The organism is Cupriavidus sp. GW823-FHT06D04 (genome assembly GCF_058795055.1).
This window is the reverse complement of sequence record NZ_JBXAHL010000016.1, coordinates 1-20053: the sequence shown is the minus strand read 5'-3', so window position 1 is coordinate 20053 and position 20053 is coordinate 1. Positions and strand designations below refer to the sequence as shown.

The following is a 20053-nucleotide window of genomic DNA, read 5'->3' as shown; positions in this document are numbered from 1 at the left end:
TTGTCAGCATGACTTTGCGGACCAGCGCCCCGCTTGCTTCACCTTGCATAGAACGCCAAGAACAGTTCCCCCATGCCAGACGATACTTCTTCGAGAACGATGCATTACGACCGTCCAGGAGCGCAGCGAATCATCGACGCTTACCGTGAGATCTTTCCTCGCATTACCCCGGAGTTAGCGAGCTACTGGGATACCGCGCGGACGCGTCCATGGTCATACCTAACGTCGGATTTCCATCGGGCAACGCTTGAAAAGTACGAGTCCTTCAGCACAACCGTGGAGAAACTCGATACCGAGGTGCAGAACGGCCGCGCCATATCGGCGCCGGCGCTGGCCGCCCGCATGGTAGCGCTCTGCAGGCAGCACGATCTTGGCTTTAGCTTCGGCATCAGTCCCTGGACGGACCACGCTCTGCATCGCACTTACGGCAAGGCCCCGGTGCGCCGCCTGGTGATCATCGTGGGCCACGACTGGTATCCGATCGTGCCCAAGCGTGAGGGTAAGCCACACAGGCTGAACTGGCCCATGCGGCAGGATGGCCTGCATCTCTTGCCAGACAACGACGAGTCCGTCGCAAGGCGCTATTTCGCCGCCGTGACCGAGCCCCTACTGTCCGGGAAACTGGGCACGCTCCTGTTCGTCAACATCTACCCGGACTACCGCGCGCCCGATGAGCGCGTCACTGGCCCGGTGAAAGCGGGCTACGCTGGCTGTCTGGAGGGCTTCGAGGCGTTGCTGGCCGGCACGCGCCCGCATTACCACCCTGACGACGTAACGATCATCTCCTGGGGAGACTCGCCCTGGCGACTGTTGAGACAACGCACGCGGGTCCACCGGCCGGGGGGAATCATGGCCATCACCGAGCAGTTGGCTGGCGGAATCCTGGAATTTCAATCCGGTGGCCACTCATATCAGTATCTGCCATTCGCCCATCCCAGCGAAGCACGCAATGCCCACATCGCCTTCCATCTGGATCATCAACGTTTGGGGTTCGCGCGACTGGGATTTGGAAGCCCCATGGCCACCCCCGCGCCGCGCGAACGCCCGGTTCGCTGGGGCCGACGGCCGCCCCTGACTTTCACCACTGGCTAGGGCGATTCCGAACTTGGGGTGCGAACGAACCACACGTTTCTTCAAGGCATCGCTTGGCACCCCAACCTCATTGAGGGTGTTTCCCGACTCAACGACTAAATAGTGAGCACAAGCGGACGCTGAAGTTCTCTACCTGGGATGTCTCAAATCGGGTCGGCAAGAGACGACCGTTGAATGTCCGCGGGATCCATCGTCAGAACCCAAATACTTTCATTATCGTGAAAGTATTGATTGGGGATCCGGAACTGAGGGCCAGCGCGCCGACGAAGGCGGCAACCCCCAGCGACCTGGCTGGGGCCGTTTCGGTGGCGGAAGTTAAGCCGTCGCGGATGTTTTGAGCGCTGGTGGCTCGAACGACTGCTGTGCTATAGGCGTTGGAGCGAGCGCGATTACTTCAACCCCGCGGATTTTGAGCGTCAATTCGCAGGATGGGAGTCTGAATGAACCGGGAGCAGATGGGCTGGGATCGGGCACTTTCAGCATAGGGTACCTAGCTGCACCGGAACATCGGAATATCATCGACCAGAGAGCCCACCGGCGTGACTAGCTCGAGCTGGCCAAGGGGGCACCATTGGCTTTGCCCTGCCGGGCCACACACCATGTGCTACCGCACGCCGCGACGAAAGTGCCATTTGGCGCATATTGAGCGCCGTTCACCACTCCGAGCGCCGCTCCAGCTGGTATGCGAGGCCGTCGATCTTCTTATCCTTCCACAGCCCGAATACGTCAGCCCCAAGCCCCAGCTTTCGCTGCGAAATGTACGCCTTGACAGCATCGCGGATGACAGCGGCCCGTGAACGATGCTCGGCCTCCGCTATTGCCGCTAATTCCTCTATTTGCGTATCAGGTAAATCGACCAAGATTCGGCCCACATCTGTCTCCGATTGCGCAATATGCACGATATACCACACTGCAAGCGTCTTCAAACTTGGCTTCCCGTATCGCTGCCGCGACGGTACTAAAAGAGCTTCTCAACTTGTGCGGTTAGTGCAACATCATCTTTCACCAAAGTCGGAACCGTGATTTCGATTCTGCGAGTTGATCATTCAAGAACGCTTTATTCTCCTTCTGCAATTGAATGGTCGCGTCCTTTTGTTGTACCCAGTACTCTGTAGAGCACGAACAGCGCGTTGGGACGCGTCATCTTCCCCTCGTCCTCTTGATCGATTGTAATGCCATCCCCTTCCCTCGCATCACGGACCTCACCGCTTCGCGTGGTCATACAAGACCGCCGAAGGAATCCACCCCGCCATTCGCATCACGTGTGCACACGGCTTGGATGCCGCCAGCGATCGTCACAAGACTGCCGCCGCAAACGTTATGTGACCGGCACTCCTCCTCGACCTCCATTGTCAGGCAGCTTTGGGCCTAGCTCTGCCCGCCCTTACCATCCGCAATAGCAGGGTTCGCGCTATCGATTCGATACCGCTACCGCCGATCGACGTCATCTCCATATAGCCGCCGTCGGTCATGACAGTGACTACACCATCCGATTCATGGACCTCGCCAACGTATCGCTGGCCATCCATTTCCACTTCAACTTCCATGATTCTTCCGTCTTTCAGCGCGGGTCGCGAAGCACCACAAAGCCAGGATCGCAATGGTCGCGACCCGCCTCGATGGCCTCCTCTTCCGATTCGAAGGTTCCGGCATCTGCCAGGTTCGGCGTGTAGCCAACATCTCCACCTTGCGGAAACAGGTAGTCGCTTTCAGTGCGGACAATCCAGCCCTTTCGTTTGCTATCCTGGTTCATTCCTGTCCGCCTTAAATCTTCCAAAGCATTGCCGCGTCAAAGACATAGCGATGAAACGTCCTTCCGAGAATCCATGCACATAGGACACCGTTGCGTGGCCCCGTAGGCTTGCTCTGCAAGTAGTCCCCGACCTCTTCCACCGTCATGCCTGGCCCGCCGCTTTTGAGTCTTACGACGTCACCCACCTGAAATGTACTCATGCGTTCTTCCTGCTCATCTCCTACTTCATTCGATCAAGCCGACCCGCAGGCCGGAGTTTGGGTCCATCACTGCCGAGAGCTTGCCGGCCTAAGCCGCGGTCAGCCAGGCCAGCGCAAAGCCAGCCTGGTTGAGATCGACCTGGCCCTTACGTGCGCGCCACGCCAAGATTCCCTTGGGAGATTGATTCTGGCTACAACGGCCGGAATGGCGTCGAGGAGGCCCTCAATCGACTTGCAAGCGCGGGGCGTTCAAGTTGCAGCATCCTAAGTGCGGCCAGCCTTGATACACCTGTATGCGTCGGCCCGAGAATGATTTGGTGCACAATATTGTCAAGACCGAAGTCATCGCCGGTGACTCCCTCGATCGGCGCCAACTTGAGCTTCAGCTTCGGATGCACTCCGTCTGCGCCAATGTGGTAGCCGAACATAGCGGTAAGACGCCCCGCCGAATCTCTATCTCTGAAATAGACGACACGCCACTCCTTCTCTTCCTCAAATCCGCGATGCTTCGAGAACAAGGCGAACTGCTTTAAGCGCTCGAAGAACGCCGCTGCGGCCATTGGGGCACCGTTCTTTCGCACCTGTTGCCGCTTCAATTCCGCGGCGAGAACATCAAGCCTTTCACTTATCCATGCCCTTCGCTCTTCGGCGGTGCCATAATCGACGGGGGCGATGATAAATGGTGACTGTTCGTTTGCATTGATCTTCTTTGTATCAATAACGATGGCTGCGCCACTACCATTTCCACCGTACCCGCGCCACATCGATAGGCGACCATCGACATCCTTGGCCTCATCATGCTTCGAAAAGCAAACGACATACGTGTCAAACGCGTGCTCACTCTCAAACCGCCGGTAGCAAGCCGATAGGCTTTCGATGAACTCCGCATAGTAGCCATGCTCTTCGCAAGTCGCCCGGAGGAGCGCATGCGATTCCGCCGCGCGCATGCCCTCACTCAACCCGTACCGCATCTCCTCGTAGTCATTCATGTTGAGAGGATTGGAGAACCAAAGCTCTGCTCCCTTCACGATATTGACCAGGTTCGCCACCGACGTATAGTGGGCGAGCAACGGCTGCTCCACAGGAAAGTGCTTGTCCTCGTCCACATCGCCCCACAGTGCGGGCACGAGCGCGTTGTATAACTCGGTTCCATGCATATCGTTCTATCCCGCGTCACATCAGTTCGAACGGTGACAGTACGCCAGCGAGCCCGGCATGACCATCGTCGACTAACCACAGCGTTGGTTGGTTCGCAGGGGCACCACTAAGGAGGTCAGACACTTCGTCCTCCGGACCCACCACGTGCGCCGTAAGGAGGTCGAGAGCATTGTTCTCCAAGCTCGCAGCGTCTTGAATTGATCTGCCCAGGGCAAACTTCCTGTCTTCATGTCGTCGCAAGAATTTCGCCATGGATACCTCTGGAACCAGCTTCCAATCGCCGATCTTGACAGGGAGGAACGTGAACGAATGCATCAACATCAACTGGCGAGCGTATGCAACTGGCTGCCAGGGATGCACGATGATGGGTGACCGGACCATGTAGTCCTTGACCTTCGTTCGTACCAACTGTTGCTCTTTCATCAAGGCCTCCTCTAAACCTATGCACAATTCAATCGCTGCGGTGGTGACATGTCGCGCGTATATGCCGGCGTGCATGGCGTCGTTGCGCGCGATTTGCACGGTTTTGTATAGGGCGTCAAAGCGGGAGAACAGTTGCGGAAATCGGTGAGGCATTTCGCTGAATACAGCAGAGTCTTCCGCTAATGCTCGTATTCGGTGGAAGTAATGATTCATCGTCGCCTCCTTTCCATCTAGGCGAAGACCTATTGCTTCCACAGCGAAGCAGATCTCGCTGAACGCCTCGGCATCAGCCAAAGCTGCATACCGCGATGCGCGCAAGCGATCGCGATAGTGGAGGCGCTCTTCCCACTGAAGAGTTTCCATTGCGCTGTCTTACAGGTGCGCCGGCGGGTCCCCATGGATCGCCAGCAGAGCATTGATCTGGTCGGTGTCTTGACTACGCCAGGTTTCCTGGTGCCGGCTTCCGCCCCCATACCCGGTATGCTCTTCAATGTATCTAACGCTGAGCACCCGATCAGATGGTGGAGTAACGTCACTCCTGTCGAAATCTGTCTTCTCCGTACCCGTCACCCAACCGCTAGTGGTCAAGTGATACTCAGTCCATTCGTAGCTTGCCGACATATGTTTCCCTGCTTTTGCCTTGCTTATCCTCGAACGAGTCGGCCAGCGAATCCGTCGCGGCCGACTTTGAGTGGGTTCATACGTAGATGCGCCTATAACTGCGGGGAACCTTGCTCAAAATCAATTTTATCGCCGCTATTCAGACATTCTTTCCAGGGATGTACCGACTGGACAGGATTTCATCGTCTGCGCCCGTAAATGCTCGAGAGCCTGTTTCTGATCTTTCAGATATCCATCCCGACACCATTCGCCGTCTGGTTGGACTATCACGGGGAGGCCGATAGACTGCCGCAGCGCGTAAGCTAGCTCTAAAACCTTCAGTCCCAGGTCAGCATACCCGTGCTGTCGCTCCCAAAAGAAATCTGAATAATCAGGCGGAGAATCGAATTCCCCGGTCATTGAAATCTTGTGGTTCAGCACTTCGATGTTGTACGGCAAACTTAAAATCCCGTACATGAGATCGGCTGGAAGAGCCTTCCATTCAACGTCTAGCGAAAGTAGGTCGAAGCTCGGCGTTTTGACGGTCGCCATAAGAGTGCCGTCCTTGCCAGCGGGCTGTCCATAGCTGGTGCCATCATCCCCGACAACTGCGACACAACCATCAATGAGGCGGTCCAAATGAGCGACAACGAGGATTGCGAGATACCTGGCATCCCTTTCCAACTTAGCTGCCTCTCGCAATTCCTCTCGCCTCGTGGTCAGTCTCGCGCCTAGCCAAACACCACCAAGGCCAGAGAGAGTTGTGATTACGCTTGGTAGAAAACTACTCCAGTCCGCCATAGCCATTATTATGGGCAATCAGTCAGGCCTGCGAGCGCCGCTTCCAGCGTCTCAGCAGGGTCGACGCGCAGCATACGGTCACATCCATGGAGGTCAATGCCAATTGGCATCCTGCTATCTCCTGCGGCGCACTGCAGGGTGGGTGTTGCACGTCGAAGCGAATCTGCTAGCGGTAGTGCAGGCATGGCTTTTACGGCTTATTTCAAATTTCGAACTTCGGCCCGACAGACGCTCGGGCCGTGTACTTCTCCAGCACCGTGAAAGGGTCGCTCTTGTACGCATCAATCCATATGTGCACCATCGCATCGCACCGGCCCGCGACGATCTCCTTCAAAAGCGCACCATTGTAAGCAACTCCCGGTGCCAGCTTTTCGTTCACCTCGGAATCCGGGTTGAGGACAGCAATCACTTGGCCGTCTTCGTGGCTGCCATGTGCGCTGCCGACCAATAACACGGGCTTTGCTTCACCATCGACGTTCAGCGTAAACAGTCCCTTGAAGCTACCACCATGGTCAGTGTGCTTCAGCGCCCCGAGAAAGATGTCCGTGGCGGCATTCATCAGACGTTCGAGCACCGTACCCTTGCTTACGACGAAACTCATCGATTCCCTCATTTTCAGTTGTGATTCACTGGCACGACGTCGCCCGACTTCGGGAAAAGCGCCTTGTTCTAAATATCGCGGACGCAAGTCCGCGCCCGGTTTCATCCGATCCGCCAGTCGCATACTAGCGATGCAAGCGCCGTGTTCGGTGAAAACCGCACGGGCTTCCGCCACTTCTAAACAAGCGAGCGGGGCTATCCCCCCCGTAGCATGACTCCCATTGATTTTGCGATCACGAAGTCGGCTTGGCCCCGACGCGGCGTAGTAGGAGAGCGACTTCTTCAATCCCAAACATCTCTTCAGTAGGTGGCTCAACGCCGCGCATGATCGCCACAGCCAAGGTGGCATCGCGTGCGGCCACGCGCTCGCGCCAGAGCGCTTGTAGTCCCGCTACAAGCAATGTACTGGTGGGCTCGTCAAGCAATGCTTTCAACTCAATGTCGCTGAGATCGGCACCCTCCTCCGTCACGGTCGCCTGAGGGAGCCCTCGTACAAAATGCTCGGCCTCCTCAGCGCTTGCGAAGACCGTGCCGCCTGCCTTGAACTCCGATCCATATCGACGGGCCAACCAGGTGCCGTCAGGACGGGCAGTGACGTCCCCCGAAAACTGACCAGTCTGGTCCTGGATGGGATATGTCTGTAAAGGATGCTCCCGAATTGCAGTCACCGTCGCGATGAACTTCAGCATGTTTTGTGCTTGCCGTTCGGTAATCTCGCCATTAGCAAGGGCTTCATTGATCGCCACTGTGTCATTGCCGAATTTCAGTTCAGACAAGCGTTTGGCGTTGGCCTTCGGCATCATGTCAACCTTTTTGCATCTGATGGCGGTTCGCGGTTGCTTCTCGACCTCGCACGGCGACTGAATCTGAGCTTGAATTGTGGTGCCACGCCAGAATTTCTTGGATGTATGCGCGGCCCATCTCTGGCAAACCTCGGAAGTCCGAGGACTCACTCGGTAAGAGCCACTTGTCGAGCGTTCGCCTGGAGACGCTGAGGCGTGCCGCGAACTCTTCGCGCGTCATCCCGAGTTGGTTCATTGCGTCACGCAGCAAATCCTGCTGGGTCGCCGGATAGGGCTTCTGCTTTGATCCCATTTATCCCAACTAATATTGGTCTAATTTCCCATCCCATTTTTATCCCCAACGGGGATCAGCGTCAACCCCCATAAATAAGGGAATCGGAGCTGGCGGACGCCTCCCGGAAGTCGCGAGCGGCCGCTGCGCTCTGACCGAGCACAATGATGAAGATGTGCCACCACATGGCGATCTTCTTGCACGACACCAGGTAATCATGGGCTCTGGCGACCCGACTGAACTCGCGCAACAAGACGGCTTTTACGGCGATATACGCCGGATGACACCTTTGGCTTTTCGCCGCGATCTGTGTGCGTCAGAAAAAACAGAGTCCCCGCAGCCTAGGATGCTGCGGGGACTTATAGAATGCTGGGCCCCGGGGAGGGAGGCGTCAGCTGGCACAATGGATGTCTCCGCTTACCCCGCCAAGCTCGGAAGCGTCCATCAGTCTCTAATATACAAGGCGTTATCTAACCGTGATGTTGCGCACGCATTACAAGATGGCAATCCAGGCCGGGTGTTTTTAGCTGGGCTACGTGGCACTGCAGCGTTGCCCGACGCGATCTTGCATTTTGACGCGGTGTCCAGATCGTAGGAAAATGTTGACGGTCTTGACCATCGCTCAACTCGAACTACGGTCCGCCTCCGGGTGTTCTACTTCGTCAACCACTCCGCATAAGCGTTGACGTCGATCATTGGCACGGTGCCGCTGAACTGCAGCATCGATATCAATTTGAACAGAAATGCGGTCGCGGGCTTGCCTTCGTGCGTGAATTCGTATTTGCCTTGCGAAGGCTCCCACACAAAGTGTCCGTGTGCTGCCACGCACCCGATGTCCAGGCGGTCAACTTCGACAGGGCCGTCACCTAACGCCTTCGACAATGCATCGCCGAAGCACGGCGTCCAATCGCTCTCGAAAGTGAGGATGCCGCCCAGAATGGGAATCAGCGGTTTGGGCGGATAGGTCCCCTTCGCATAAGGTATGGGAAGGCTGGTGCGGTGCAGCCTGCGCACCGTAGCCACCTTATGGCGGGCATATGCCACATGCTGAGCGTTGATCGTCTGCTTTGCCTCGAAGACCGCATAGACGCTCTCGGCCGGAACGATAGTCTGCCCTTCGTACTGGAAGATGAATGGCGAGTATTGCCGGTCATAGACCACAACATCTATCTGGTCGCTGAAAACACCCTTGCTATCGACCACGAATGCTTTGTCGGCGCGATAGCGTTGCGGGAGATAGGTGCTGAGCATCTGGAGCCAGACCGCCTCGCTTGCGTCTCCCTTCGTTCCCGGATGAGCAAACGACTTCCGCGCGATCTGCAGGCGGTTTTGGATGTCGTCATGCAAGTTGGCCAGCAGAGCTGGCAGCGACCAATCACTCATGGCTTCTGCTCCTCGAACGGCGGGGTCGGATGCATCTGCTGCGCAATCTCCAGCGCGCGCGCGGGATCAACCCGGCGCGCAGGGTACGCATCCAGCACGATGGACGGAAGAAGGCGCTGCGTCAAATCGGAAAACGTGAAGCCGTGACGCCCGTTGTCCCTACCGGTGACGGACACGAGTTGCTCGATCTGCCCGCTGGTCAGCCCTAGGGCCTGGAGTGCCCCGCTGAGGACGGCATGGCGCTGAATCTCGCTTGGTCGCTCGAACGACAGAATGTCGGCCGCCCGACGTTTGACGGCGGGATCAAGCGCGCCGAGGCGGTTGGTACACATGATCACGGCAGCCGGTAGTTGGGCGTTGGCCAGGCGATCAATACCGCGAATGAACGCGTTGACGCCGGCGCGGTCTTCATGGTGCATCTGCGCCGATTCGCGCGATTGCGCGAGCGCATCCGCTTCGTCGACCAGCAGAATGACAGCGCCGCGTGCCCTGCCGTTCGTGCACTTAAGCTTTACGGCGGCCTCAACCGTGTAGTCGAACGCAGCCGACAGCAATTGCGTCATCTCCCCGACGCGCCCCTGCCCTCTGCTCGATAGGCTTAGTGGGAAGAGCGTGATCTCGATCTTTTCCTGACGGGCGACAGCATCACCGATCGTTTCAGCTAGTTCAGTCTTTCCCGAGCCAACATCGCCCGCGAGTACCACCAGCGGCGGCCGACGCAGCACATGCTTTAGCAACGCCTTCGCATCCGGATGGTGTCTCTGCGCCCAGGCCTCGAGGCCTGCTGGATTGACGAGCAGCCCGAGGATCTTGGTGAGCCGTGCCTTCTGGTCGTCGAGGCCGACGAGCCTCGCCAGCCGTTCCTGCGGCTCGAAGTCCGGGAACGTGAGACGGCGCTCAAACAACTCATCGAGTGCAGGTCTTGCATGTGCGGTCATCAGTAGGCCCTCACGCTGGCGCGGCTCAGCGCTTGGCCGCCCGCTGAATACGTTTTGTCGTCGACCAGGTAGCCCTGCACCGTCGGCTGGGTCATGCCGGTGCGATAGAACGGCATGCGCTTCTTGAACGCATCCTTCTCGCTGATAGAGAGGGCATCCCACGCGGGGGAATAGGTGAGATAGTTGTGGAAGGTCGCCCCGGAAACGTCCAGCCCGGGTCGAAGTCTCCCGGGGTCATCATCGTTTGCCGCCATACCTGCCAGATCACGCGAGGTATAACGAAGCGTAGGCTCGATCCATTGACCGCTGCGCAAGAAGCCGACAGTGAGCGTGCCGAAATAGCCGGCCTTCAGAAGCTCGATTGTCTCGGCCTCATAGCCCGCAATATCGCTGTCGCTCGGGTGGCCATAGAACCGCTGCAAGCGCTTGAGGTCAGCCGCAACCTTAGCCGCCATATGCCGCGCATGAGTAATGGTGAACGTCGCCGACTGGGTGATGGTGAAGCTCGACATGTTTCCCTTATCCCTGGAACGAAGGTCCGAAAACTTTTTGCCAGTAGTAGACAGTTTCCTGCTTGGTGGGCGCCGCCAATGCAGAGTCGATGGCGTCGCCTGCATCGAGTGCAGCTTCACGTATCGCGCTCGCATTAGCATCGGTGTACAGCCGGCTCACATTATTGGCGCCGTTCACGGGGTCGATAATCTTGACGCGATGATTGAACGTCTCCACCGACGAGGCAGGATAGTTGTCCGTGAAGACGATCGTCTCCCGCAGGTCCGTCCGGGCCAGATAGGTGAAGAAGTGCTGCAGTGCCTCAGGGTAGTCATCGAACGACAAGCCCTGGTCACACAGACGCGCGAGGATGAGTTCGATCATGAAGGATTTGAACCTGAACCCTTCGTCAGCCGCCTTCATCCGCGCGGCCCAGAACTTGATCAGACGAACGACCTGCGAAAAATGGTCTGGCTGCGCCCGCTTGCGCTTGCGGATGAATTCGAGATGCAGCGGGATGTTGGTTTTCAGGAATGAGCCGTCGTCTTGGCTCACCAGATTCCCGTACCAGTTCGCATCGCCGTCATACAGGATCGGCACCACATCAACATTCAAGCCGGTGCCGCGAAACGACACGGTGACGCTGTAGGTTTGCGGCTGCACCTGATCCGGCGAAAAGTTCGGGAACGCCTTGCGCAACCGCACCGCGAGGTATTCCAGAAGAGCCGCAATGTCCCGCGGTGCTTCCGCTCCGCTGATATAGCAGGCCACATCAATGTCATTGAGGGAACGCAGCGCCGTGCCCTTCGCGAGGCTGCCCGCCAGCATCATCCGCTTAAGGGTGAAGTCCGGGTGCTCAGACAGGTAGGTCTCAAGCCGATCCCGAAGGCGCTTGGCTTGCGCGCGGTACTCGTCTGCCTTCTCCTTCGGCAGATTGACGCGGTCTTGGGCGAAGCGCGCAACCTCTGCGTGACTGACGTGTTCTCGGCTCATCGGCTAGCTCCCGTGGGGAATATGTCGACCTCGACATGAGGCACATGGCTAGTCTATACTTATTTAACAAAAGAAGTCAACTTTTACATGGCGAACTAGACATGACCGATGAACGATCGCCGTCCGAGCTCTTTCAAGAGCGACTGAGGGCCGCACGAGAACTTCGAAAGTGGAGCCAGAGTGACCTGGCCACAAAGGCAGGCATGCCGCCGAGCTCAATTGCGCACTTCGAGTCCGGATCACGCAAACCTTCCTTTGACACGCTCCGGCGCCTGGCGAATGCGCTTGAAGTCACAACAGATTACTTATTGGGCAGAGTGGACGATCCATCACTCGCAGAGGCTGCCGATCCGCTGTTCCGGGATGTCAGTAAGTTGACGGGGCATGATCGGGAGCTAGCGAAGGACTTCCTGAAAATGCTTGCCGACCGGAACAAGCAAGGGAAGTAAACAATGAGTCTGCTGCTTCGCCTCAAGCTAGCCAAGCAACGGGGGGAGACCCTCCTTGCAGAGCAAGGCCTCACCGGCCTCCCAGTCGATCCATTCGAGATTGCTGCTCGGCATGACATCGTTGTGCAAGCAAAGCCCGATGTGGCATCGGGGGTTTCGGGCATGCTGTTGCGGCACGGTAACTCTTTCGGCATCCTCTATGCCTCTGAGATCCCTAGTGAAGGATTTCAGCGTTTCAGCGTTGCGCACGAACTGGGGCACTACTTCCTCGATGGACACATCGACCACGTCCTCCCGAATGACGGCGTACACGCTTCGCATGCTGGCTTCGCGTCCGTAGATCCGTATGAGCAGGAAGCCGATAGTTTCGCAGTCGGTCTGTTAATGCCTGTCGGCCCATTCAGGCGACTGATGCACCGATCGGCCCTCGGATTGGCGGACATCGAATCCGCTGCCGACACGTGCAAAACGTCGCTAACAGCGACGGCGAACCGCTATGCCGAGCTGACGGACGATGCTATCGCGATCATTGTCAGCACGGGTCGCACGATCGACTATTGCATCATGTCGGAAGCGATGAAGTCGCTACCAGACCTATCGTGGCTCAGGCGTGGCGCCCCGGTACCGTCGAACACCGAGACCGCGCGATTCAACGCCGATCCTTCCCGAGTAGCTCACGGGGAACGGGCGAATTCTGAAATTGACGTGCTTGATTGGCTCGGCGGCAAGCGGTCCAGCATCGTTATGGAAGAAGTAGTTGGCCTCGGTCGCTATGGAAAGACGCTAACGGTGCTTTCGTCACAAAAGATTGGCCATGAGATATACGCTGACGAGGGCGATGACGAGGAAGACCTTGTCGAGAAATGGACGCCACGGTTCCGCCGATAGGATACGACGACTTGCGGGCGGACTCCGTCCGCCCAAGAAATAGGCCCTGACCGTCCAAGGCATACCCGTAGGTATGACCATCGTGGCAAACGGCGAGGGCGAACGGCTACGATCATGGATTACGACCCAGGTTTTGCCGCGATACTCGAAGTTGTCACCGTTGCATGAGTGACACCGTATTGAGCGCACTCAGCGTCTAGGTCGGGACCGGCGGTGGTGTCTCGCACATCGATCGTCAGCATGGCAACCAATTCGTTGTCGTTATCGTGCTGCACCTGATAGTCGCGGTCGATTCCCTTCGACTTCCACTGTTCCAAGGAATTGATCGCGTCGGTGCTCGCCCGATTTGCGCTCTGGAAGCCTGTGTGTGAATTGAGGTCGCGTACAAAGCGCCGGATGCTGGGTTCCCGCGTCATGAAAATCGTAGTGTTACGCTGAAGTGGGTGTCTGGCATATTATGGGCTACGATAGCGCATAAAAGAATGTGACCCTTCCTGACTGAACCACAAAATAGGGCTCACCAGTGTTGCCTTGACCAAGTGCGGCGTACATGGGCCACCCCGTGATAGCATTGTTTCGCGTGAATTCCCCGCGTGTAAGCGTCCTGACGCGCGCCAGAAATGCATCCAACTTGGTCACTCATTGCTTCTTTTGCGATCCCTAGAATGGGGAGTTAGAGTGTCCTTCGATCCGGCACGATTCCGCTGCGGTAGCGTCCAGAGCCTTGATCGCCTCGATGTGATTGTCTACTCGATTTGTGGCAGTAAGGACCGCGAACTCGATTGCTTCATCACGAGCGCCAGCGGCATAGAAACGCAGTAGATAATCGCCGTTCGAAACCGCGATCTCGCTAGTTTCGTTCTTCAGCCACCGTCGATACCACACAGCATACCCTGAGACTTCGCGCACGCAGAATACGCCGGCGAACCAGGTCTCCGCAAAGATCCCCTCGCCGCGTTCGTGATGGAGAAATTTGCTCCACACCGTACGGGACTTGACTTCGTTCTCTTCAATCATGAGTTCTCCTGTCGCATACTTTTCTTTGTCAACATCCCTGGATACACACCGTACAGGAAAAAAGCCAATGATCAAGCCCCTGTTCCCGTGACCGCCACGATCCGCCCGATAGTCATCAACTCCGTTACTCGCCCAGTGTACCCGGACTGAGTAGCCAAGATCATCGTTCGCGCCCTCGCTTCCCACCGGTGAGCCGACAGCCAGTAGCCCTGGTACGCCAGATAGCATGCTCCAGCGCTCTCGAAAGCCGCTCGCCGCTTACGCTGAGTCGCGGCGCATGCGGTGTGGATTGGTCGAGATCAGCAGCATCGCCAACAGCGGCGCCTCCAAACCGCAGATCGGACAGCTATATAGAAGCCGGCGGCAACGATGAAAGACGTGAGGCTCGTGATGAGCAGGCCTATCTTTTCCTATTCGCTAGCGCCTGACTGCAACCGCCCCTGTAGGGCGACAAGACACTATGGCGCCATGATGGCGGACATTGGGGCAACAGTCGCGCTTTCCGCGCGCTCAGTAGCAGTATGCAAAGACCCATTCTTCTCCTTCCAGCACATCAAATTGGTTTTGCCAGTTGAGTATTGACCGGGAGGTTGAATCGACACCGTATTCCATCCAGCGCACGCGCCACCGATCTCGGTTGGCGTGGAGCGGAAAACATAATCGGTGCCACTGTCTACGTGAAGAATACCAACGACACCCTCTGGAAATCTAGCTGATTTGCTATCGCACGCCGCCAACGCTAGCAACATCAATACAAACAGAATTCGATTCATCGCCCTCCCCTTTGGCCATACCGTGTGAACAGACCTTTTCAATATCATTGTCTACTAGCCGGTGAGCAAGCCGAAGCATGCACCCTGCTTTTCAAAGTTAGCTTTCAACACCAGCCAACATCCGAGCGACTTGCGGTTCTAGCAGTCGCCAGACGCCATGAACGTGCATCAAATCCCAATCCACTCGCGCTTGCACGCCAGGAGCTCCGCTGCGGTCACATCAGGCCTCGATGCGGTAGTCGGTTTTACCAGTAACAAATCCAAAGGCCTTATGGCGCAGGCGGACATGGGTGCTTTCGTTGAATTTTGACCAGAGGCGGGAGAACGCATAGTAGTCCGTTTGCGTATAGCCCCCTTCTGCATCCGTGATCGGTGCATCGTTGGTCATGCGCACGCCCAGGGCAAGTGCAATTTGGTACCACAACAAGGCGGTGCGGGCCGCGGCCTTGCGCCTCTGCCACGGACGACTAGCGTCGGCTGCACGCGCAACATGACCACGCGCCACCCAAAGCGCATCGCGCTGGGCGCGGCGCTTGTCGTTCGCTTGACGCTCGGCGTAGACGTTCTTGCTAAGGCGCTGTCGTGTGGCCAGTTTGGGTGCCTGCATGCCACGCCAGCGCCGCACATCCTCCCCCCAGGCGGCACCCTGTCCAGGCTCGCCCCCCGGGGCAAGCTCATAGCGGCGAATTTGACGCTCTCCATCGATGCGTTCGATTTCATAGCAGCCGGGATAGAGCGGCAGCAGGCTCGCCGGCAGCCATTCTGAGACAAGATTGTATGAGTTGGAAACAGGCATTCTGTCTATTCTTACGCGTTAATCGACGCAGTGAAAAACCTAGACCGGCAACGATAAGAGCTTCCCATCGGATTACGCTCGATTTCGAGCTGCGTTGCAAGGGCGCCAAGTGCTCCTTTTCATCATAAAGCGGCTTGATTCTTGGCGTCGTCGGAAAAATGAAGGCGCTTGTTGGATGCGATTCTGGCCTCAAAAGCGGAATTGAGCTGGCGAGCCCGCTTCACGTCGTCCCCATGCAGGTAGATCGATGTCGTCGAAATGGAAGCATGCCGAAGGTTGTCCCTGACGGTCGTCAACTCGGCACCTCGCGCGAGTGCATGGGTCGCATGCGTATGTCGCATCCAATGCGGGCTGGCACGCAGCAGCTTTTCTGCCGCCGCCGGATGGTCGTTGGCGATCAGCGCGCCAGTCTGCGCGAAAAATCGGCGCAGCACGTGCCACAGACGTGTGCTGGTGATACCGGCCTCCATGTCCTGGCCCAGCCCGCCGACGAGCGGCGTCGTGGGGTCCCATCGCGCCGCCGACACCGGCAGGGCGCGCGCGACGAGGTAATGATCCAGCGCCGCCCGGGCCAATGGCGGCAGCGCAACCCGGCCGGCGCGACTGCCCTTGCCGATCAGCTTGAGCCAGTGATCGCCCTGGCCGTCGGTCTCGATGTCACCGAGGGTTGCACCGACCAGTTCGCTCGCGCGCAGCCCGGTGGCGTAGCCAAAGTCCAGCACAAAACGCAGCCGCTGCGCGGCCGGCGCGTCCCAGCCAAAGGACCACTCTAGGCCGTCGGCAAGGGTGCGAATCAGCAGCCATTCGCCTTCGGTGAAGGCATGCGAGCTGTCCAATGCCGCCGTGCGTCCCCCGCCCCGCACCTTGATGCCGGCAAACGGATTGGCCAGCAGATAGCGTTGCTGGATCAGCCAGCGGAACATCGCGCCCAGGATGGACATGGCATGGGCGGTGGAGCGGGCCGACAGGCCGCCCGTGAACGGACGCCAATCGGGCGCGCTCCGCGGTCTGGCTGACCCAACCCAGCGCGCATGGGGCGCCGGCCGCCGCAGGAAGCTGCGGTAGGCCGTCGCATCCTCGGTGGTGAGCGACGATAACGGCCGCCCGCGTTCGATAATCGCCCACAGCATCAGGCGTTCGGCCTCCTTGCGATACGTCCGCTGCGTGGCCGGGGCTTCGTGCAGCGCCAGCCAAGCCTGGATCGCCGCGTAGTCGTTGTCCGCGTTCAGCGTGCAGGTCTCACGCGGCGCGCGGAACTGTCCTTGCGAGCCGTCGACCTGATGCGGCAGGCGCAACTGCTCCCAGGGCACCACGCTGGTGTGCGGCGGCGGTGCGACCAGCGCCCGGGCGCGTTCGGTCAACTGCGGGTGCTGGGCAAAGAAGGCCTCGACCTGCCGGGCCCCGGCCGCGCCCAGCCCCGGGATGGCAGCCCACCAGCGGCGCCGGCGCGGCACCCGCACCGTCAGCGCGGCCAGGGTGTCGATCCCGTGCGTCCGCAGCGCGGCGACCGTACGCGGCGTCAGCCACAGGCCGATGTCGTCGCTGATGGCCGGCACCGGTGCCGGCAGCGCCCGCAACCATTCGATCGCCTGGTCGGCCGCCCGGCCCCGCTGCGCTCGCTCGGCCGCGGCGATCTCAAACAGCCGCGCCAGGTCCTCACGCTGGCGGCTGCGGGCATACCCCGCCAACTGGCGCCGGATCCGACCCAGGACGCCGCGCGACGACTGCCCTTGCGCCCGCGCCTCACCCAAGTAGCGGGCAACGGCCTCCCGGCTGGACAGACCCGCATGCCAAGCGCGTAGCGCGGCGAGCGCGGCGGCATCCGGGAAGCCGGTTTGCGCACTCGGTGGCGGGTCGGTCAGGGTGAGGCGGGATTTCATGCCCGCCAGTTTAGCGCACTAACAGTACTATTACGATAAGGATAGTTATCATAATAGCAGTGTGGCGATACACACTAGGCCCCATGTCACCATAATGTACAACTAAGCCGCTTGGTAGCAAGAGCTCAGGGTCGCCCTAACTTACCATTGCACTTGCACCCACTACAGTTGCTCCCATGAAAGCCAAAAAAAGCCCGCCACGAGACGAAAGGCGGGTCGACGAAATGGAGCAAAGTGAGATGCGAACCAACGCATGAGTTTAGCGGCGCCAGCCACCCTGATTCACCTAGAGGAGCCTCGAGTCTTCTCTCAGGGGCCAAACGGTCTCGATGCGGCCATTGCGCACCCCATATAGCTGTCGATGAAGGTGAACTGTGGTGTCTGCGTAACCTGGAACGATCTCGACACGGTCTCCAACAGCTGGAACAGCGGAAGGCTCTTCAAGTTCTATCTTCCCGTGCTCTGCAGAAAATGAGATGGATGCTATCTGTGGTAGTCCCACCGGAGCTGGCGTACCAGCATCACAGCTGAGGGACTTCTTTCCAGCGTCAACGATGACCCGTTTGGCAGTGGGGCGACTCGTTACAGTCGCCACAAGCTTCAGTGCATAAAAAACGTCAACGTGATACTTCGTTTGATATCGCACGTCGCCTAAAATTCCGCCGCCAACTTGCACTTCGGTAACGCCTGGGACGTTGCAAGTCGTCAGATATGTGCCCGTACCACCGCAACTCACGATGCGCATGAGGATGCCTTCAGCGCGGCAGAGGCGGGCCGAGGCTGTCAAGGCGCCAATCGCTTCCTCAATAGCAGCACGTTTCGATTCCTCGGGTACGATTTGCGTGGTATGTCCTTCCCAAGTCATGACGCCGGCCAGATCTATACCAGGCAGGTGTTGAATCCTGCGCGCTAACTGTAGCACCGGCTCACCGGGCAATACGCCGGCTCTACGGGTTCCGGTGTCGACTTCTATCAGCACGCGCAGTGAAACCCCAGCCTGCTGGGCAGCGGAGCTGAGAGCAAGCGCATTGTCGAAGTTATCCACGCACACTGCGATATCGGCGCGTTGTCGAAGCGACATCAGACGCGCGATCTTGGATGGAGAGGCAATTTGGTTGGCGATCAGAATGTCGCCGATACCTGCATCTACCATGACCGCTGCTTCAGATAGCTTCGAGCATGTAATTCCGATCGCGCCGCGAGCAATCAGGATTTTCGCCAGATCCGCGCTCTTGTGAGTCTTACAGTGCGGCCGCCACGACACTCCGGTGTTGCGAATGACGGTGAGAATCCTATCGATATTCTGATCCAAAATATCGAGATCGACGATCAGTGCAGGCGTATCAATGGATTCCACGGCATCGCCCGGCTTAGGTGTCAAGGTTGGCATTTGAAGACTTCACGTTCATAGCAGCCCCGTCCGCGGGGCAGGCTCGGAATATCGGTGATGTTAGTTGTCCCAGCCCGCCCCTTAAGGTTGCTCTGCACAAACGCGAATCGAGTGTGCTTGGACGCTTAAGAGGAAGCTGAATGCGCCACCGCGCGAACCAAGCAGCCCCGGATTGATGCTGTCCAGCACGCGGCGAGCAGCATTCGCATGCTGCGCACAGGCATCGGCGTGAGCCAGAAACGCGCTCATGCCCCAGCAGCGAGCAGTTTGCCGCGCGCCATCCACAAGTTGGACAGCGCGAACAAGGTCATGAGTTGCGCGGTGTTCTTCCTCAGCCCTCGATAGCGGACCTTGGTGTAGCCGAACTGCCGCTTGATGACCCGGAACGGATGCTCGACCTTGGCCCGGATGCCTGCCTTGATTCGCTCGACCTGATCGACGAGCGCGTCAAGCGGCCTGCTTTTGTCCAGAACGCGCCGTTTGCCTGGCTTCATCGCCACGTGCCAGTTCACGCCCGCCCGCGCGTCGGGACGCTTATGAACGCCCTGATAGCCTGCATCGCCAAACGCGTCGGTTTCCTTGCCATGCAGCAGACTATTGGCTTCGAGCACATCGCTGACGTTGCCAGGCGTGCCTCGCACCGTGTGCACCAGCCCGCTTTCGGCATCGACGCCGATATGAGCTTTCATGCCGAAATACCATTGGTTTCCTTTCTTGCTCTGGTGCATCTCCGGGTCGCGTTCGCCCGCGGCATTCTTGGTCGAGCTCGGTGCGCTGATCAGGGTCGCGTCCACCACCGTGCCCGCGCGTAGCATCAGGCCCTTGTCGCGAAGGATGTCGTTGACCAGCGCGAGGATCTGAGCAGCCAGCTTGTGCTTCTCCAGCAGATGACGGAACCGCAAGATGGTGCTCTCGTCGGGAAGTCGCACCGTCCAGATGTCCAACCCGGCGAACTCCCGATACAGCGGCACGTCATGCAGCGCTTCTTCCATCGCCGGGTCCGACAGGCCGAACCATTGCTGAAGGAAGTGGATACGCAGCATTGCCTCGACCGCGAACGGGGGACGGCCGCGCTTGCCTTCCGGAGCGTACGGAGCGATCAGCATCACCAGATCGGCCCACGGCACCACGCGGTTCATTTCGTCCAGAAATTCGCGCTTTCGAGTGCGCTTGGTCGACAAGTTCAGTCCAAGGTCAGTTTGTTTCATGCGCTACATGCTCGCTGGCTCGACGATTCATTGCAAGCACATCTGGCGGTCAATTGTGCAGAGCATCCCTAGCCCTACTTTCGCAAAGCAAGGCGCCGGATCGGCGCTCTTAGGCTGTAAATCATGACTGAATGGGCTCGGAAGT

24 protein-coding genes are annotated in these 20053 nt (G+C 58.4%); 3 read left to right on the top strand and 21 right to left on the bottom strand.

Annotation, left to right across the window (positions count from 1 at the left end; all coding sequences use genetic code 11):
• Nucleotides 1–99 precede the first annotated feature (99 nt).
• The gene (locus AC1Q7H_RS20150) at nucleotides 100–1092 is read left to right on the top strand and encodes a hypothetical protein (RefSeq protein ID WP_492381638.1); all 993 of its coding nucleotides are present in this window, start codon (nucleotides 100–102) and stop codon (nucleotides 1090–1092) included.
• Between the two features lie 653 nt (nucleotides 1093–1745).
• Here the strand turns inward: AC1Q7H_RS20150 and AC1Q7H_RS20145 are convergent.
• The 14 genes from AC1Q7H_RS20145 to AC1Q7H_RS20080 form a co-directional block, all read right to left on the bottom strand.
• Complete coding sequence (locus AC1Q7H_RS20145; RefSeq protein WP_025586669.1) at nucleotides 1746–1964, bottom strand: ribbon-helix-helix protein, CopG family; 219 nt, start codon at nucleotides 1962–1964, stop codon at nucleotides 1746–1748.
• A gap of 480 nt (nucleotides 1965–2444) precedes the next feature.
• Nucleotides 2445–2639 (bottom strand): hypothetical protein, encoded by a 195-nt coding sequence (locus AC1Q7H_RS20140; protein ID WP_025586673.1) that lies wholly within the window; start codon nucleotides 2637–2639, stop codon nucleotides 2445–2447.
• Between the two features lie 14 nt (nucleotides 2640–2653).
• The gene (locus AC1Q7H_RS20135) at nucleotides 2654–2845 is read right to left on the bottom strand and encodes a hypothetical protein (RefSeq protein WP_025586675.1); all 192 of its coding nucleotides are present in this window, start codon (nucleotides 2843–2845) and stop codon (nucleotides 2654–2656) included.
• Nucleotides 2846–2856: 11 nt separating this feature from the next.
• Nucleotides 2857–3045, bottom strand: a complete 189-nt coding sequence (locus AC1Q7H_RS20130) for a YodC family protein (protein ID WP_492381637.1) — start codon at nucleotides 3043–3045, stop codon at nucleotides 2857–2859.
• A gap of 191 nt (nucleotides 3046–3236) precedes the next feature.
• Entirely contained in the window at nucleotides 3237–4202 is a 966-nt protein-coding gene (locus AC1Q7H_RS20125) for a DUF2971 domain-containing protein (protein ID WP_492381636.1), read from the bottom strand.
• Between the two features lie 16 nt (nucleotides 4203–4218).
• Nucleotides 4219–4989, bottom strand: coding sequence for a hypothetical protein (locus tag AC1Q7H_RS20120; protein ID WP_492381635.1), 771 nt, complete (start codon nucleotides 4987–4989; stop codon nucleotides 4219–4221).
• 393 nt (nucleotides 4990–5382) lie between these two features.
• On the bottom strand, nucleotides 5383–5910 hold the full coding sequence (locus AC1Q7H_RS20115) for a hypothetical protein (protein WP_492381634.1): 528 nt from the start codon (nucleotides 5908–5910) through the stop codon (nucleotides 5383–5385).
• A 319-nt stretch (nucleotides 5911–6229) separates the two neighbouring features.
• Nucleotides 6230–6913, bottom strand: a complete 684-nt coding sequence (locus AC1Q7H_RS20110) for a hypothetical protein (RefSeq protein WP_492381633.1) — start codon at nucleotides 6911–6913, stop codon at nucleotides 6230–6232.
• On the bottom strand, nucleotides 6861–7430 hold the full coding sequence (locus tag AC1Q7H_RS20105; RefSeq protein ID WP_492381632.1) for a hypothetical protein: 570 nt from the start codon (nucleotides 7428–7430) through the stop codon (nucleotides 6861–6863). The genes AC1Q7H_RS20110 and AC1Q7H_RS20105 overlap by 53 nt, the downstream gene beginning before the upstream one ends.
• Before the next feature lies 1 nt (nucleotide 7431).
• Entirely contained in the window at nucleotides 7432–7665 is a 234-nt protein-coding gene (locus AC1Q7H_RS20100; RefSeq protein WP_492381681.1) for a transcriptional regulator, read from the bottom strand.
• 690 nt (nucleotides 7666–8355) lie between these two features.
• Nucleotides 8356–9084 carry a DUF6602 domain-containing protein gene (locus AC1Q7H_RS20095; RefSeq protein WP_025586683.1) on the bottom strand — a complete coding sequence of 243 codons (729 nt, stop codon included), beginning with the start codon at nucleotides 9082–9084 and terminating at the stop codon, nucleotides 8356–8358.
• Nucleotides 9081–10022: an AAA family ATPase gene (locus AC1Q7H_RS20090; protein ID WP_492381631.1), complete on the bottom strand. Its 942-nt coding sequence runs from the start codon at nucleotides 10020–10022 to the stop codon at nucleotides 9081–9083. The genes AC1Q7H_RS20095 and AC1Q7H_RS20090 overlap by 4 nt, the downstream gene beginning before the upstream one ends.
• Nucleotides 10022–10534, bottom strand: coding sequence for an HORMA-1 domain-containing protein (locus AC1Q7H_RS20085; RefSeq protein WP_025586232.1), 513 nt, complete (start codon nucleotides 10532–10534; stop codon nucleotides 10022–10024). The genes AC1Q7H_RS20090 and AC1Q7H_RS20085 overlap by 1 nt, the downstream gene beginning before the upstream one ends.
• 7 nt (nucleotides 10535–10541) lie before the next feature.
• The gene (locus AC1Q7H_RS20080) at nucleotides 10542–11507 is read right to left on the bottom strand and encodes a CBASS oligonucleotide cyclase (protein ID WP_025586233.1); all 966 of its coding nucleotides are present in this window, start codon (nucleotides 11505–11507) and stop codon (nucleotides 10542–10544) included.
• A 101-nt stretch (nucleotides 11508–11608) separates the two neighbouring features.
• Between AC1Q7H_RS20080 and AC1Q7H_RS20075 the strand changes: the two genes are divergently transcribed.
• Nucleotides 11609–11956, top strand: a complete 348-nt coding sequence (locus tag AC1Q7H_RS20075; RefSeq protein WP_025586235.1) for a helix-turn-helix domain-containing protein — start codon at nucleotides 11609–11611, stop codon at nucleotides 11954–11956.
• A gap of 3 nt (nucleotides 11957–11959) precedes the next feature.
• Nucleotides 11960–12844 carry an ImmA/IrrE family metallo-endopeptidase gene (locus AC1Q7H_RS20070; protein ID WP_492381630.1) on the top strand — a complete coding sequence of 295 codons (885 nt, stop codon included), beginning with the start codon at nucleotides 11960–11962 and terminating at the stop codon, nucleotides 12842–12844.
• A gap of 119 nt (nucleotides 12845–12963) precedes the next feature.
• On the opposite strand, the gene AC1Q7H_RS20065 is transcribed toward AC1Q7H_RS20070, so the two are convergent.
• The 7 genes from AC1Q7H_RS20065 to AC1Q7H_RS20035 all read right to left on the bottom strand — a co-directional run bounded on the left by AC1Q7H_RS20065 (nucleotide 12964) and on the right by AC1Q7H_RS20035 (nucleotide 19908).
• Nucleotides 12964–13260 carry a hypothetical protein gene (locus tag AC1Q7H_RS20065; protein WP_492381629.1) on the bottom strand — a complete coding sequence of 99 codons (297 nt, stop codon included), beginning with the start codon at nucleotides 13258–13260 and terminating at the stop codon, nucleotides 12964–12966.
• A gap of 244 nt (nucleotides 13261–13504) precedes the next feature.
• Nucleotides 13505–13861: a hypothetical protein gene (locus AC1Q7H_RS20060; protein WP_492381628.1), complete on the bottom strand. Its 357-nt coding sequence runs from the start codon at nucleotides 13859–13861 to the stop codon at nucleotides 13505–13507.
• A gap of 458 nt (nucleotides 13862–14319) precedes the next feature.
• A complete protein-coding gene (locus AC1Q7H_RS20055) occupies nucleotides 14320–14634 on the bottom strand; it encodes a hypothetical protein (RefSeq protein WP_492381627.1) in 315 nt (104 codons plus the stop codon).
• A gap of 220 nt (nucleotides 14635–14854) precedes the next feature.
• The gene (locus AC1Q7H_RS20050) at nucleotides 14855–15430 is read right to left on the bottom strand and encodes a hypothetical protein (RefSeq protein ID WP_147298064.1); all 576 of its coding nucleotides are present in this window, start codon (nucleotides 15428–15430) and stop codon (nucleotides 14855–14857) included.
• Nucleotides 15431–15552: 122 nt separating this feature from the next.
• On the bottom strand, nucleotides 15553–17310 hold the full coding sequence (locus AC1Q7H_RS20045; protein ID WP_492381626.1) for a site-specific integrase: 1758 nt from the start codon (nucleotides 17308–17310) through the stop codon (nucleotides 15553–15555).
• Between the two features lie 286 nt (nucleotides 17311–17596).
• Nucleotides 17597–18667, bottom strand: coding sequence for a DSD1 family PLP-dependent enzyme (locus AC1Q7H_RS20040; protein ID WP_444633993.1), 1071 nt, complete (start codon nucleotides 18665–18667; stop codon nucleotides 17597–17599).
• Between the two features lie 278 nt (nucleotides 18668–18945).
• Nucleotides 18946–19908 (bottom strand): IS5 family transposase, encoded by a 963-nt coding sequence (locus AC1Q7H_RS20035; RefSeq protein WP_492381625.1) that lies wholly within the window; start codon nucleotides 19906–19908, stop codon nucleotides 18946–18948.
• Nucleotides 19909–20053 lie beyond the last annotated feature (145 nt).

Bases quoted from the DNA above. Each gene is read 5' to 3' on its own strand.
- AC1Q7H_RS20120 (WP_492381635.1), bottom strand. From the start codon at position 4,989: ATGGAAACTCTTCAGTGGGAAGAGCGCCTCCACTATCGCGATCGCTTG.
- AC1Q7H_RS20085 (WP_025586232.1), bottom strand. From the start codon at position 10,534: ATGTCGAGCTTCACCATCACCCAGTCGGCGACGTTCACCATTACTCAT.
- AC1Q7H_RS20140 (WP_025586673.1), bottom strand. From the start codon at position 2,639: ATGGAAGTTGAAGTGGAAATGGATGGCCAGCGATACGTTGGCGAGGTC.
- AC1Q7H_RS20035 (WP_492381625.1), bottom strand. From the start codon at position 19,908: ATGAAACAAACTGACCTTGGACTGAACTTGTCGACCAAGCGCACTCGA.
- AC1Q7H_RS20150 (WP_492381638.1), top strand. From the start codon at position 100: ATGCATTACGACCGTCCAGGAGCGCAGCGAATCATCGACGCTTACCGT.
- AC1Q7H_RS20055 (WP_492381627.1), bottom strand. From the start codon at position 14,634: ATGAATCGAATTCTGTTTGTATTGATGTTGCTAGCGTTGGCGGCGTGC.
- AC1Q7H_RS20125 (WP_492381636.1), bottom strand. From the start codon at position 4,202: ATGCATGGAACCGAGTTATACAACGCGCTCGTGCCCGCACTGTGGGGC.
- AC1Q7H_RS20070 (WP_492381630.1), top strand. From the start codon at position 11,960: ATGAGTCTGCTGCTTCGCCTCAAGCTAGCCAAGCAACGGGGGGAGACC.
- AC1Q7H_RS20050 (WP_147298064.1), bottom strand. From the start codon at position 15,430: ATGCCTGTTTCCAACTCATACAATCTTGTCTCAGAATGGCTGCCGGCG.
- AC1Q7H_RS20130 (WP_492381637.1), bottom strand. From the start codon at position 3,045: ATGAGTACATTTCAGGTGGGTGACGTCGTAAGACTCAAAAGCGGCGGG.
- AC1Q7H_RS20135 (WP_025586675.1), bottom strand. From the start codon at position 2,845: ATGAACCAGGATAGCAAACGAAAGGGCTGGATTGTCCGCACTGAAAGC.
- AC1Q7H_RS20100 (WP_492381681.1), bottom strand. From the start codon at position 7,665: ATGAACCAACTCGGGATGACGCGCGAAGAGTTCGCGGCACGCCTCAGC.
- AC1Q7H_RS20095 (WP_025586683.1), bottom strand. From the start codon at position 9,084: ATGAGTGATTGGTCGCTGCCAGCTCTGCTGGCCAACTTGCATGACGAC.
- AC1Q7H_RS20090 (WP_492381631.1), bottom strand. From the start codon at position 10,022: ATGACCGCACATGCAAGACCTGCACTCGATGAGTTGTTTGAGCGCCGT.
- AC1Q7H_RS20060 (WP_492381628.1), bottom strand. From the start codon at position 13,861: ATGATTGAAGAGAACGAAGTCAAGTCCCGTACGGTGTGGAGCAAATTT.
- AC1Q7H_RS20075 (WP_025586235.1), top strand. From the start codon at position 11,609: ATGACCGATGAACGATCGCCGTCCGAGCTCTTTCAAGAGCGACTGAGG.
- AC1Q7H_RS20065 (WP_492381629.1), bottom strand. From the start codon at position 13,260: ATGACGCGGGAACCCAGCATCCGGCGCTTTGTACGCGACCTCAATTCA.
- AC1Q7H_RS20045 (WP_492381626.1), bottom strand. From the start codon at position 17,310: ATGAAATCCCGCCTCACCCTGACCGACCCGCCACCGAGTGCGCAAACC.
- AC1Q7H_RS20080 (WP_025586233.1), bottom strand. From the start codon at position 11,507: ATGAGCCGAGAACACGTCAGTCACGCAGAGGTTGCGCGCTTCGCCCAA.
- AC1Q7H_RS20105 (WP_492381632.1), bottom strand. From the start codon at position 7,430: ATGATGCCGAAGGCCAACGCCAAACGCTTGTCTGAACTGAAATTCGGC.